Here is a 13,215-nt window from a genome sequence, read left to right on the forward strand (position 1 = left end):
GGGTTACTGGAAACTGACCGCGGTCGGCCGGACCGCGTAGGCCACCCGGTGCGGCGCGTCCGCGGGCGGCCCGTCGAGCTTCATCGCATAGCGGTCGGCGAGCCGCATGAAGAACTCGGCGTTCGGATCGGGGTCGATCCGCTCGACGACACCGCGGATCTCCAGGTACCGGTAGGGCGCCTCCGGATCGTTGACGGACACCGCCACTTGCGGCGTCGCCGTGACGTTGCGGTACTTCTGCCGGGTCGTGGTGTTCGTGAACCACAGGAACGTGCCGTCCCAGAGCACCCACATCGGGTTCACCTGAGGGGTGCCATCCGGCCGGATCGTGGCGAGGTGGCCGAACAGCGGGCGCTCCAGCAGATCGCGATGGCTCGCGGGGATGACTGTCATGACTCGAAGATATATCAGTACTCTGATGGTCTGTCCGTGGCCCCCGCCCGCCCGAAGAGAGGAATCGGACGCGGAAACCTCTCGGGAGGTGAGTCATCCTGGGCCCGTGCTGGCCGAACGGGTCCATCGCCGCCGCACTCCCAGCCAAAGACGCGGGCCGGGAGAGGGTGCCGCCCGCCACGCAATGATCAACGCCCTGACCTGCGCAGTTGCATCACCGCCGGACCGCTGCAATGATCAAGGTGCACACCGCTCAGGCGGCACCACTGACCTGCAGCTTTACCATGGGGTCCGTGATCATCCCTGGAGGGATCGCAACCCCGGCGTCTCGCGCTGGCTGGCCGCGTGCCGATGGTGAGTAGCGCCCCGGGGTGAGCGGGCCGCCCGTGATCATTCCTGGAGGGATCGTGACGCGCGGGGGTGGGGGCGTGACTGCGGGATCCGTCAGAGGTTGGGGAACCGCTCGATCCAGCGGCGCTGCCAGGGGGTCTCGACAGCACGCGGGTGATGGTGCGCGCGGGTCCAGGCGACGGCGTCGGTGGGGGACAGGCCGGCCAGCACGGCGAGACAGGCGAGGGCGGTCCCGGTGCGGCCGACCCCACCGCCGCAGGCGAGCTCGGTCCGGTCGGACGTCCGCGTGTGCGCGTGCAGCGCGCGGATGCGGGCGGCGGCCGTCGCGGGATGGCGCGGGAGGAGGAAGTCCGGCCAGTCGATCCACTCGTGCTGCCAGGTCAGCTGACCGTCATGCCGCCGTCGCAGGCGGGCGCCGCCCAGATAGAGGCCGCGATCGGGGAGTGGTCCCGGTGGTGGGGGGTGACGCAGCCCGCGGGGCCGGATCCAGCCACCGTCCGGCAGCCGGATCGCCCCGGGCAGCTCGCTCGCCCTCGACGACCCGCTCGCCCCGGGCAGTGCGATGGCGCCGGGTGGCTCGGCGCTGCCCTCGTCGGGGCGGGCGGATGCATCGGCGGATCGGATCGGTCCGGACGACGCGCGTGCGGGCGAGGCCGCTGCGGAGGACTCCGGGCCGGCGTCGGTTGGATGGGCCGGCGGAACATTGGCACCGCCGGGGGGTGCGCCGGCTCCCCTGGAGGTGGTGGCCGGGGGTTCGGGCCGCCGGATGGTGGCCGGCCCGACGGTGCCCGGCGCCGCATCCACGCCGATCGGGTCGGCGCCTGGAGTGCCGGATGTGTCTGGGGCGCTGGGAGTGCCGAGGGCGTTGGGGGTGCCACCGGGCACGATGCCGGTCATGGGTCCTCCGATCCGCGGTAGCCTCGGATCAGTGTGGCCCTCCCGGCCATCCGTGGGTCGCCCACCCCAGCCGAGTCGAGCGGGCGCAGTGAGGACCGTGGCAGCCAGATCCCGCCCGGTCGACGCGGGAGCCGAGCGGCTCGGCCTGGCGATCAAGCGGGCCGAACAGGTGCTGATCGCGGAGAAGACCAGGGTGCTGCGGCCGTTCGGCCTCACCGTGCCGCAGTACGCGGCGATGGTCGCGATCGCCGCCACTCCGGGCATCTCCGGCGCGAGGGCCGCCCGGCAATGCCACGTCACGCCGCAGACGATGGCCGTCGTGCTGGCCGCTCTGGAGGCGAAGGGGCTGATCGAGCGGCAGCCGTCCGACGACCACGCGCAGGTCCTCGTCACCCGCCTGACCCGGGTCGGCCATGCGCTGTTCCGGCGCGCCGACGCGGCGGCACTCGCGGTCGAGGAACGGCTCGCCGCCGCGTTCAGCGACGCCGAGCTCGTTACTCTGCGGGAGCTGCTCGTCCGGGCGGCCGAGGCGATCCCGGCCCCGGCCGCAGCCGGCTGACATCCCGCCTCGCGGCGCCGGCATCCCGCCTCGCGGCACGGACATCCGCCTCGCGGCACAGCCGACGACCGCCCGGCGGGAGCTCGTCCCGACCGGGCGGTCGTGTGGTGGTGCGGGCGGCTGCGGCCTACGCGGCCTGTGCCGTGCGACGGCGTGGTCTAGACCCGGGTGGGTTCCCGGCTCTCCGTGCCCTGCGGCGGTACCTGGGTGCGGGCCGCGCCCGTCCAGGACGGTGCCTCGCCGGCCTGTGGCGGCAGCGACGGGGCGAAGTTCTCCCCGAGCCGCTCCAACGCCGCGCGGGCGAAGATCTGCTGCTGGGTGACCGTGCGCTCCGACCGGCCCCGGCCGATGAAGCTCACCGTCCAGTGCAGCAGGGTGGTCAGGCGGTGCTTGAAGCCGATGATGTAGACGAGGTGCACGGCCAGCCAGACCAGCCAGGCGAAGAAGCCGCTGAACTGGATGTTGCCGATCTTGGCCACCGCGCTGAACCGCGAGATGGTGGCCATGCTGCCCTTGTCGTTGTACTTGAACGGGTGTCCGGTCTGCTTGCCGGCGACCCAGGCCTGGATCTCCTTGGCCGCGTGCCGGCCGCCCTGGATCGCGACCTGGGCGACACCCGGCAGCCGGTTGAGGCTCATCATGTCGCCGATGACGTAGATCTCCGGGTGGCCCGGGAGAGTGAGGTCGGGGAGCACCTCGACGCGGCCGGCGCGGTCGATGCCGGCGCCGGTCTGCTCGGCGAGCTGCTTGCCGAGCGGGCTTGCGGCGACGCCGGCGGCCCAGACCTTGCAGACCGAGTCGATCCGCCGGCGGGTGCCGTCGCTGTCCTCGACCTCGATGCCGGTGGCGTCGACGTCGATGACCTTGGCGCCGAGCTGCACCTCGACGCCGATCTTCTCCAGCTTGTCGGCGGCCTTCGCGCCGAGCCGCTCCCCGAAGGGCGGGAGCACGGCGGGCGCGGCGTCGAGCAGGATCACCCGGGCCTTGGTGGGGTCGATGCTGCGGAAGTCGCGCCGCAGCGTGCGTCGCGACAGCTCGGCGATCTGGCCGGCCATCTCCACGCCGGTGGGGCCGGCGCCGACGACGACAAAGGTCAGTAGCCGCTCGATGTCGGCCGGGTCGGTCGAGCCCTCGGCGAGCTCGAACATGCCGAAGATCCGGCCGCGCAGCTCGAGGGCGTCGTCGATGCTCTTCATGCCCGGGGCGTGGGTGGCGAACTGGTCGTTGCCGAAGTACGACTGCCCGGCGCCGGCAGCGACGACGAGGCTGTCGTAGGGGTGGACCGTCGTCCGGCCGAGCAACTGCGACGTGACGGTCTTCGCCTGCACGTCGATGGTGGTCACGTCGCCCAGGACGACGTGGGCGTTCTCCTGGCGGCTGAGCACCTCGCGGGTGGTCGGGGCGATCTCGCCCTCCGACAGGATGCCGGTCGCCACCTGGTAGAGCAGCGGCTGGAACAGGTGATGGGTGGTCTTTGCGACGAGGGTGATCTCGACGGGCGCCTTGCGAAGAGCCTGCGCGGTGAACAGGCCCCCGAAGCCCGAGCCAATGATCACTACGCGGTGCGGGGAGCTCTGCCGCCCCTCGAGCCGTTCCGGTTCGTCGGCATGCCCTGTGCGGGCGCTGTCCGTGCTCACGATCCTTCTCCGCTCAACCTCTTGACTCCCAGCGGTGCCCGTTGGCGCCGCGGAGACCTTATCCCCGATAGCACGTCGGTCTCCACTAACTATTTTCCGCCGTATACCGGCTGCCGGATCGTGTTCATCGTCACCCCCGAGTCCGAAACATCGACTACGGACTATGTGGCGTGGAACACACTTCCGGCGGCGGGCGGTAGGCTTAGCCCGGACCTTGATCGACGAGTGCGGCCGGTCCCACTACCGGTCGCTGGGGAGGCGCCGCGTGCCGGCTCGGAAATACGGCCCGACGGCGCCCGCAGTCGACCATACCGTCCGCAGCCTGGCCGAGGTCGACGGGGATCTGTCGGGGCAGGCGCATGATCACGTCGCCTTCGTCGACCTCGACCTGACCGAGGTGCCGACCACGGGCGCGGTTCTGGACTCGTGCACCTTCCGCGGGGTCCGGTTCAACGCATCGGGTTATTCAGATACCGCTTTCATCAACTGCGTGTTCGTCCGGTGCTCCTTCTTCGACACGAGCTTCGACGCGTGCAAGTTCACCGGCAGCCTGTTCGACGGATGCACGCACGACCTCATGAAGGTCAGCGGCGGGGATTGGTCCTTTGTTGGTCTGTCGCGGGCAAAACTGAGTCGTACGTCCTTCGTCGGGGTCCGGATGCGGGAGGCCGACCTGACCGGTTCGCGCTGTGATGGCGCCACGCTGCGTGACAACGATCTCTCCGGTGCGTTGTGGGACGGGGCCGACCTGTCCGGCGCCGACCTGCGCGGCAGTGACCTGTCCGCGCTGGATCCACTGGCCGTCACGCTGCGGGGCGCCCGCATCGATCCCTGGCAGGCCATCGTCGTCGCGACCGCGCTCGGCCTCGCGGTGGACTGACCAGCGCGTCGCCCCGAGCGCCTGGTCGCGCGCCGTCGGCGCAGGTCTGTGCAGGTCTGCGCAGGTCGGCGGCCTGCTGGCAGCCGTCGTCCCCCCTCGCGGGAATTGCTCACGATGCCTATCGTGCGGATAGGGAAGGTGGGCGGTGTATGGATCTCGATCCCCTGGTCACGCTCGCGGGGTTCGTCGTCGGAACCGTCGTCGGGATGACCGGCATGGGCGGCGGCGCGCTGATGACGCCGGTGCTGGTGTTGCTGTTCGGCGTCCAGCCGCTCGCCGCCGTGTCCAGCGATCTGGTCGCCTCGGCGGTGATGAAGCCGGTCGGTGCCACCGTGCACCTGCGCCGCGGCACGGTCCACCGGCGCCTGGTCGGCTGGCTGTGCCTGGGCTCCGTGCCGGCCGGCTTCTGCGGCGTGCTCATCCTGCGGGCGCTCGGCGACGGGGACGCCGTCCAGGAACGGATCAAGGTCACCATGGGGGCGCTGCTCGTCCTCGCGGCGGCGGGGATGCTCGCGAAGTCCCTGGTCGACCGCGGCCGGCCGCCGGCGCCTGCGGGCGAGGTCGGCATCCGGCCACGCCCGCTGCCGACCGTCCTGATCGGCGCCATCGGCGGGCTGGTCGTCGGGCTGACCTCGGTGGGTTCCGGCTCGCTCATCGTCGTGATGCTGCTCGGTCTCTACCCGCGCATCCGGTCCTCTCAGCTCGTCGGCACCGACCTCGCCCAGGCGGTGCCCCTGGTGGCCGCCGCCTCGCTGGGGCACCTGCTGTTCGGCGACTTCCAGCTCGGCCTGACCGGTTCGCTGCTGCTCGGCTCCCTGCCCGGGGTCTACCTGGGGGCGCGGGTCTCCGCCGGCCCGGCGACGAGCCGGATCATCCGCCCCGCGCTCGTCGTCGTGATCTCGCTCAGCGGTCTGAGGCTGGTCGGCGTGCCGACGGTCTGGCTCGGCGGGATCCTGTTCGCGATGCTCGGTACGGCGGTGGTCGTCGTAGCGATGCAGCATCGCCGCCGGGCCGCTGCCGGGGCCGGCCTGGCCGAAGACCCGACCGGGAGGGCCGCGGTCGCGACGATCGGGCTCGGCGCGCGGTCGGTCGGGCTCGGCGCGCGGTCGGTCGGGCCGCCTACGGCCGTGGGCGTCGCCCGGGATCGGTGGGAAATCGCCGACGTGCGGGTGCTCACCGCGTCCACGGCGGGGATTCCGGCCGGGGTGGCGGTGGGGATCTCAGCCGCGCAGCGGGTCGCGGGCGAACGCCGCCATCCCCGCGGCGAAGCCGACCTGCGCCCGGTAGCCGAGCAGCTCGGCGGCGCCGACCGATGAGGCGACGATGTGCCGCACGTCACCGATCCGGTATCCACCGGTCACGACGGGTGGCGGTCCGCCGACGGCGTGGGCCAGCGCGTCCGCCATGTCCCCGACGGTGTGCGGTGCTCCCGAGCCGACGTTCAGGGGCGTGAGCCGGCCGGGCAGGTCCGGGCCGCGTGCCGCCAGCAGGTTGGCGCGCGCGACGTCGTGGACGTGAACGAAGTCCCGCAGTTGGCCGCCGTCCTCGAACACCTGGGGTGCGCGCCCGGCCGCCAGGGCGCTGCGGAAGATCGACGCGACCCCGGCGTACGGGGTGTCCCGCGGCATCCGCGGACCGTACACATTGTGGTAGCGCAGGGCCATGACGGTGCTCCCGGTCGCGGCGGCCCAGGCGGCGGCCAGGTGCTCCTGGGCCACCTTGGTCGCCGCGTAGACGTTGCGGGGATCGATCGGGGCGTCCTCGCGGACGGGGATGGACGCGAGCTGCCGGTGGCAGCGCGGGCAGGGTGGCTCGAACCGCCCGGCGTCCAGGTCGGCGCGCACCCGCGGGCCGGGGCGCAGCGCCCCGTGCTCGGCGCAGCGGTAGCCGCCCTCGCCGTAGACGACCATGGAGCTGGCCAGCACGAGGCGCCCGATCCCGACGCGGGCCATCGCGGCGAGCAGCACGGCCGTGCCGAGATCGTTGTTCGTGGCGTACGCCGGCAGGTCGTCGAGGTCCACCCCCAGGCCCACCATGGCGGCCTGGTGGCACACGACGTCGACCCCGTCGAGCGCGGCCTCGACCTGGCCGCGGTCGGTGACGTCGCCGACGACGAGTTCGGCGCGGTCGTTCACCGCGGGGACGTTCCGGTGCACCGCCGGCAGCAGGGCGTCGAGGATCCTGACCTCGTCGCCGGCCGCGACCAGCGCGTCCACGACATGGGAACCGATGAAACCGGCGCCGCCGGTGACAAGAACCCGCATGTCGCCGACGCTATCCGCGCCGAGCGCCGCCGGATCTTACGAACCGCGGACGGTGGCGCGCCGCCCGCCCCGGCGTCAGGACGTCGGGAGGGCCACGACGAAGCGGCAACCTCCCGGCTGGTTGTGCACGCTGACGGCGCCGCCGTGCGCCTCGATGATCCCACGCACGATCGCCAGGCCGATGCCCGAGCGCGTCCGCGGCTGCCCCGGGCCGTCGTCGCCGGCCGGGGTCCGCGCGGGCTCCCCGCGGAAACCCAGGTCGAACACCCGGAGGAGGTCCTGCGGCGGGATGCCGCCGCAGCGGTCCGCCACCGAGAACAGCGCCTGATCCGCGGCCATGGTGGCGGTGACCTCCACCGTCCCGTCGTCCGGGGTGTGCCGGATGGCGTTGACCAGAAGGTTCGTCAGGGCCCGTCCGACCTCGGCGGCATCGGCGTCGACGAAGCCGAGATCGTCGGCCTCGCCGCGGACGACGACGCCGCGCGCCCGCGCGATCGGATCGACGGCCGCGACCGCATCCGACACCACGTCCGCGACGCGCACCTTCGCCAGGCTCAGCCGCAGCGCCCCGGCCTGCAACCGGGCCAGCTCGAACAGGTCGTCGACCATCCCGGTGAGTCGCTCGGTCTCGGTGAGCATCCGGCGGTGGTAGCGGTCGGTCGTCTCGGCATCGGTGATCAGGCCGTCCTCGAACGCCTCGGCCATCGCCCGGATCCCCGCCAGCGGGGTCCGCAGATCGTGGCTGATCCACGCGACCAGCTCCCGCCGGCTTGCCTCCAGGGCCCGTTCGCGGGCGAACGACTCGACCAGCCGGGTGTTCGTCGCGTCCAGCGTGGCGGCGAGCGTGGCGAGCTCCGTCGTCGGGACGCGCCCGGCGCCCCGGTAGCCGGGGTCACCGAGGGTCGCCGCCGCCCGGGTGAGGGCACCGGTCCCGGCCACGACCGGACGCCCGACGCGCAGCGCGAAGGCGGAGGCGACCGTCGCCGAGACCGTGACGATGATCATTACCAGTCGCAGGTCGTGCGCGGAAAGGAACATCATCCGCGCCGTGACGGCGACGCCCACGACGACCGCGACGATCGGCCATACGCACAGCGCCGCGGCCATCGCCCACAGCGGCCGGCGGCGCAGCGCGAGCAGCAGCGGTACGCCGCTGATGGCGCCGGCCGTCGAGCAGCCCAGCGCGATCCCGGCGACCTCCAACTCGGCGATCATCGCATCCCCGCGCTCCCTGGCCCGCCGCCGCTCATCCCGCCTGCCGCGGGTCGCCCGGCGACGCCTCTGCGCCGGCCACCGCCGGCGACGTCTCCGCGCCGGGCACCGCCGGTGGGGCGTCGTAGCGGTAGCCGACGCCCCACACGGTGACGAGCAGGCGGGGGGCGGTCGGATCGTCCTCGATCTTCTCCCGTAGCCGGCGGATGTGCACGGTCACCGTCGACGGGTCGCCGTAGCTCCAGCCCCACACCTGCTCGAGCAGCTCGACGCGGGTGAAGGCGTGGCCGGGCCGGCGTAGCAGGAAGGCCAGCAGGTCGAACTCGCGCACGGTGAGGCCGAGTGGCACCCCGTGGCGGGTCGCGGTCCGCGCCGCCGGGTCGATGACCAGGGGGCCGGCCCGCAGGACGCCGGGCTCCGGGGCGGCGGCGGACTCGGCCGCCCGCCGCAGCACCGACCGCACCCGCAGGGTCAGCTCCCGCGGGGAGAACGGCTTCGTCACGTAGTCGTCGGCACCGACCTCCAGGCCGGTGATCCGGTCCGCCTCGTCGGCCCGCGCGGTCAGCATGATGACGGGAACGGGTTGGCGCGCCGTGAGCCGGCGGAAAACCTCGAGGCCGTCGATACCGGGCAGCATCAGGTCGAGGACGACGAGGTCGGGCGGGCGGGCCTCGGCGGCGCGCAGGGCGGCCGGACCGTCCGCGGCGCGGTCGACGTCGAAACCGGCGTTGCGCAGGTAGCGGTCGACGACCTCGGCGACGAGGGCGTCGTCGTCGACGACGAGGACGCGGGCCATACGGCCACGATAGGCACCCCCGGCCCGCCTGCGCCCCGCCCGGCGCGGATGTTCCCCGCTTCGTAATGTCCTGCGGACGGCGGGGATCGCCGGGTGCCCGCCCGGGGGCCGACCGGTCGCGGTCGGCGGCGCGCCCGACCGCCTCCGCCGCACCGACGAGCCAGGTCAGCGGGCCGATACTCGGCGAGGGCCGTCCTCGTTCCGTAATGATCGATCATGGTTGCCCGGCACTACAGTCCCGATCATGTTGACGGAAAGTGATGACGGCCGGACGCCGGTGGACGTCGTCCTGCCCTGCCTGGACGAGGCCGGGGCGCTGCCCTGGGTGCTCGACCGGATCCCGGCGGGCTACCGGGCGATCGTGGCCGACAACGGGTCGCGCGACGGATCCGCCGAGGTTGCCCGTGGCCGGGGCGCGACGGTCGTCGCCGTGCCCGAGCGCGGCTACGGGGCGGCCGTGCACGCCGGCCTGCTGGCCGCGGACGCCGACGTCGTCTGCGTGTGCGACGCCGACGCCTCGCTCGACCCGGCGCGGCTGCCCGACCTCGTGGCCCTGCTCGCCACCGACCTGGTCGACCCCACCGCCGGCCGCGCCGACCTGGTCCTCGGCCGGCGCCGCCCGACCTCGCTGCGGGCCTGGCCGCCGCCCGCCCGGCTCGGCAATGCCGCCGTCGCCCGCCGCCTGCGCCGACGCGGCGTGCCGGTGCGCGACCTGGGGCCGATGCGGGCCGCCCGGCGCGCCGACCTGCTCGCCCTGTCGATCGCGGACCGCCGCTTCGGCTACCCGCTGGAGCTGCTGCTGCGCGCCGCCCAGGCGGGCTGGCGCATCGCCGAGACGGACGTCGCCTACACCCCCCGGATCGGCCGGTCCAAGGTCACCGGGACGCCGCTCGGTGCCGCCCGCGCCGTCCGGGACATGTCGACGCTGCTGGCGCGCCTGCCGTGAGGCTGCTCGTGATGGCGAAGGAGCCGGTGCCCGGCCGGGTGAAGACCCGGCTCACCCCGCCGCTGCGCCCGGAGCAGGCCGCGGCCGTCGCGGCGGCGGCGCTCGCCGACACCCTCGCCGCCGTCGCGGCCCTCACCGCCCGGCCCGGATTCGCCGACCTGCGTCCCGTGCTCGTCCTCGATGGCGCCGCCGGCCCGTGGCTGGCCACGGCCGGCGGCTTCGGCGGGCTGGCGGTGGCGGCCCAGACGGCCGGCCCGTTCGATGCCCGCCTGGCCGCCGCCTTCGCTGCCGAGACCGGTCCGGCGCTGCTCATCGGCATGGACACGCCGCAGCTCACCGCCGACCTGCTGGCCGCCTCCTGCCAGGCACTGCGTTCGGCCGACGCGGTGTTCGGCCCCGCGACCGACGGCGGCTGGTGGGCCCTGGGCCTCGCCCGACCCGACGGCGACCTTCTGCGCGGCGTGCCCACGTCCCGCCCCGACACCGGCGCCCGCCAGCGTGCCCGACTCGGCGCCGCCGGACTCGACGTGACGGTGCTGCCGACGCTGCGGGACGTCGACACCGCGGCCGACGCGACGGCGGTCGCCCGGCTCGTCCCCGGCGGCCGGTTCGCCGCAGCGTGGCGCGCGGCGGACACCCGCGCCGGCCTGGACGCTCGGCGCGCGCCCGGTGCGTCCGCGACCGCTGCCGCGACGCGGTGACCGCGGGACAGGCGACCGCGGGACAGGCGATCGCGGCGGCGGGCGACGGATGGGAACCGACTGACATCTACGAGGCGGGACTGCGCTCCACCGCCGGCCGCCTGTGGGCGCACCATCCGGACGGGCGGCGCATCCCGCTGCCGGTGCACCGGTGGCGGGGANCCNCCCCGCCGCATTCCGAGCCCGAGGCAGCGGCCGCCCTGAGCGGTGTCACTGTCGAGGGTGCTGCCGGTGCGGGTGCCGACGCCGGCGCCGCTGGTGGTGGGGCGCTGGCGGCCGGGGATCTGTCTCTGCTGTGGCACTGCGCGGGGCCGACCCTCGACGTGGGCTGCGGGCCCGGGCGGCTGGCTGCGGCGCTCGCCGCCCGCGGGGTGCCGGCGCTCGGCATCGACGTCGCGCCGCTCGCCGTGCGGCTGAGCCGGCAGGCCGGGGCCGTCGCGCTGCGGCGTGACGTGTTCGGCCGGCTGCCGGCCGAGGGTCGCTGGGTCGCGCTGCTGCTGGCCGACGGAAACATCGGCATCGGCGGGGATCCGGTGCGCCTGCTGCGCCGCGCCGGGCAGTTGCTCGCCCCGACCGGCCAGGTGCTCGTCGAGGTCGAGCCGCCGGGGACTCCGACCGGGCCCGTCCGGCTCCGGCTGGAGGACGCCACCGGCCGCATCTCCAAGCCGTTCGCCTGGTGTCTGGTCAGCCTGAACGAGCTGGCTGTTCTCGCGCCGGCCGCCGGCCTGCTCGTCGCCGGGTCCTGGCAAAGCGCCGGCCGCCACTTTGCCGCCCTGGGCCGCGACCGGCGCCCGGACGCCCGCGCCGCGCCGCCACCGCCCGGCCTGCCATGATGAGCGCGGCGCCGGCCCAGACCGCGCCGAGGACGATGGCGAGGTTGCGGCCGTAGGCCAGCGGGTTCACCGAGGGGTTGTCCGCGGACCCGCCGTAGCCGCGCCACAGCGGTAGCGACGCCAGCGCCACCGACCCGCTGACGAGAAGCGCGCCCTGCACGACGGCACGGTAGGGCGCCGGGACGAGGCGGCTGAGCGCGAAGCCCACGATCATCGTCGCTGGCACCAGCAGCGCGTCGTGGACGACGATCCCGCCGATCAGCCAGGCGCCGGCGTTCGTCGGGCGCGTCGCCCGGGACATCGACAGCAGGCCGTCGACGCCGTAGCCCAGGGCCGCGAGCCCCGCCGCCGCCAGCACTACCCGTAGGGCGAGCCCGCCGACGCTCGGCCCGCTCCTGCCCACACCGCCGTTCGTCACAGCATCACCACCCGGTGCACCCACTTCGTCTGCAGGACGCCGGGCCGGTCGGGTGCGATGAGCCGGACCGGGTAGCCGTGGTCGAGGTCGAGATCGGCACCGTCGAGACCGGTGGCCAGCAGGGTCAGTGGATCCCGGGCATGGGCGGGGCGCACCTCGCTGGCCCGGTAGCCGCCGCGCGCCTCCAGCGACTCGACCCGGACGGTGGCGTCGGCGGGGATGAGCGCCGCGTCGAGCAGGTCGCGCAGCCGGGGACCGTGCCAGGTAGCGTCCGCCGACCAGCCCTCGACACAGGTGATCGGCAGCCGCACGGTGTGGCGGGGCAGCGCGTGCACCTCGGCGAGGCGGTAGACGACCCGCCGGGCGCCGATGACCTCCAGCCGGTACTCCGGATCGCGGGCCGCGGCGGCGACCCGGGCGGCCCGCGCGGTCCGGTTCACCGGGAGCCCCTGCGGGCCGAGGTCGGGCCGGCGGGGCGCGAGCAGGTCGAGCGGTGCCAGCGCCGGAACCGACTGGCCGGCCGTCGTCACGACGATGACGGCGGCCGCGGTGCCGGTCGCCACCGCCAGCCCGCGGCGGGTGAGCCCGCCGGTCGGCGGGCCGGCGTCCTGCGGGTCTGTGCGGGAAAGGTCTTCGTATCGATTTCGGCCCACGTTCGCGCGCACGACGGTCAGTTTCGCGGCTATATGCACGACCAGGGCGCCGATGGTGATCCAGGCGATCCAGTAATGGGTCACGGTGAAGAAGAAACGGAACCGGTACCACTGTGCGATGTTCGCGATTCCGGTCGCGAGCTGGAAGAGAGAACCGGCGATCAGCGGCACGATCGTGAGCCGTTCAAGGGCATGCCCGACGGATCGCAGCGGCGGCCATCCCCACAGCCGTGGATACACCGTCCACAGCTTCACCAGCAGCAGCGGGACGCTGGCCAGACCGGTCATGACGTGCAGACCCTGCGTGACCCGGTACAGCCAGACCGGCCGGGAGGGCCATTGCAGCCAGTCCGGCGGGTGTTGCATGAAATGTGACACGAGCCCGGTCAGGAAACAGGTTCCGAAGGCGATCCCGAGCGCGATGCCCAGCAGCGACGCCACTCGCGGATCATGCAGCGTGCTCGGGAAAGCCCCAGCCCGCAGCGGACCGCGGCGCGCCGCCGCCGGTGGTTCAGGCAGTCTTGCGGAAAGCAGGCGGGCCCCCTTGGTCAGCCGGCCGGTGAACACGCGGGGAAACCGTTGCACGAGAGGAAACGTAGGCCGCCGCAACCGGAATCCGGCCTGATCGTCGCCTTACGGAACGAGGAAGTCGGGCCTCGATACCCGGGCGTCCCG

Annotated in this window: 13 protein-coding genes; 5 read left to right on the plus strand and 8 right to left on the minus strand. The window is 73.9% G+C overall.

Translation table 11 applies throughout. From position 1 onward, the window contains the following. Positions 1-3: 3 nt before the first annotated feature. Complete coding sequence (locus FF36_RS20670) at positions 4-393, minus strand: PPOX class F420-dependent oxidoreductase (RefSeq protein ID WP_044886787.1); 390 nt, start codon at positions 391-393, stop codon at positions 4-6. 444 nt (positions 394-837) lie between these two features. Next, positions 838-1,641 carry a protein-tyrosine phosphatase family protein gene (locus tag FF36_RS33080; protein WP_082122095.1) on the minus strand — a complete coding sequence of 268 codons (804 nt, stop codon included), beginning with the start codon at positions 1,639-1,641 and terminating at the stop codon, positions 838-840. Between the two features lie 97 nt (positions 1,642-1,738). Between FF36_RS33080 and FF36_RS20680 the strand changes: the two genes are divergently transcribed. Next, entirely contained in the window at positions 1,739-2,200 is a 462-nt protein-coding gene (locus FF36_RS20680; RefSeq protein ID WP_063870330.1) for a MarR family winged helix-turn-helix transcriptional regulator, read from the plus strand. 158 nt (positions 2,201-2,358) lie between these two features. On the opposite strand, the gene FF36_RS20685 is transcribed toward FF36_RS20680, so the two are convergent. Then, on the minus strand, positions 2,359-3,837 hold the full coding sequence (locus FF36_RS20685) for an NAD(P)/FAD-dependent oxidoreductase (protein ID WP_044886789.1): 1,479 nt from the start codon (positions 3,835-3,837) through the stop codon (positions 2,359-2,361). Positions 3,838-4,051: 214 nt separating this feature from the next. Here FF36_RS20685 and FF36_RS20690 point away from each other — a divergent pair, with 214 nt between their 5' ends. Both FF36_RS20690 and FF36_RS20695 read left to right on the plus strand, forming a co-directional pair. Further along, positions 4,052-4,717, plus strand: a complete 666-nt coding sequence (locus FF36_RS20690) for a pentapeptide repeat-containing protein (protein WP_242422674.1) — start codon at positions 4,052-4,054, stop codon at positions 4,715-4,717. A gap of 149 nt (positions 4,718-4,866) precedes the next feature. After that, positions 4,867-6,033, plus strand: coding sequence for a sulfite exporter TauE/SafE family protein (locus FF36_RS20695; RefSeq protein ID WP_044886791.1), 1,167 nt, complete (start codon positions 4,867-4,869; stop codon positions 6,031-6,033). Here the strand turns inward: FF36_RS20695 and FF36_RS20700 are convergent. From FF36_RS20700 to FF36_RS20710, 3 genes are all read right to left on the minus strand, one after another. Continuing rightward, complete coding sequence (locus FF36_RS20700) at positions 5,938-6,981, minus strand: NAD-dependent epimerase/dehydratase family protein (protein ID WP_044886792.1); 1,044 nt, start codon at positions 6,979-6,981, stop codon at positions 5,938-5,940. The two genes, FF36_RS20695 and FF36_RS20700, sit on opposite strands and share 96 nt — an antisense overlap. 75 nt (positions 6,982-7,056) lie before the next feature. Further along, complete coding sequence (locus tag FF36_RS20705; RefSeq protein ID WP_044886793.1) at positions 7,057-8,196, minus strand: sensor histidine kinase; 1,140 nt, start codon at positions 8,194-8,196, stop codon at positions 7,057-7,059. Between the two features lie 31 nt (positions 8,197-8,227). After that, complete coding sequence (locus FF36_RS20710; RefSeq protein ID WP_044886794.1) at positions 8,228-8,989, minus strand: response regulator transcription factor; 762 nt, start codon at positions 8,987-8,989, stop codon at positions 8,228-8,230. A gap of 244 nt (positions 8,990-9,233) precedes the next feature. Between FF36_RS20710 and FF36_RS20715 the strand changes: the two genes are divergently transcribed. Together FF36_RS20715 and FF36_RS20720 are read left to right on the plus strand one after the other, a co-directional pair. Further along, positions 9,234-9,935 (plus strand): glycosyltransferase family 2 protein, encoded by a 702-nt coding sequence (locus FF36_RS20715; protein WP_044886795.1) that lies wholly within the window; start codon positions 9,234-9,236, stop codon positions 9,933-9,935. A gap of 11 nt (positions 9,936-9,946) precedes the next feature. After that, positions 9,947-10,636, plus strand: coding sequence for a TIGR04282 family arsenosugar biosynthesis glycosyltransferase (locus FF36_RS20720; protein ID WP_044886825.1), 690 nt, complete (start codon positions 9,947-9,949; stop codon positions 10,634-10,636). A gap of 684 nt (positions 10,637-11,320) precedes the next feature. Here the strand turns inward: FF36_RS20720 and FF36_RS33085 are convergent. Then, complete coding sequence (locus FF36_RS33085; RefSeq protein WP_095211974.1) at positions 11,321-11,887, minus strand: hypothetical protein; 567 nt, start codon at positions 11,885-11,887, stop codon at positions 11,321-11,323. Further along, positions 11,884-13,092: a molybdopterin-dependent oxidoreductase gene (locus FF36_RS20730; protein ID WP_199865454.1), complete on the minus strand. Its 1,209-nt coding sequence runs from the start codon at positions 13,090-13,092 to the stop codon at positions 11,884-11,886. The genes FF36_RS33085 and FF36_RS20730 overlap by 4 nt, the downstream gene beginning before the upstream one ends. Positions 13,093-13,215: the final 123 nt, after the last annotated feature.

Source organism: Frankia torreyi (assembly GCF_000948395.1).
GTDB lineage: Bacteria > Actinomycetota > Actinomycetes > Frankiales > Frankiaceae > Frankia > Frankia torreyi.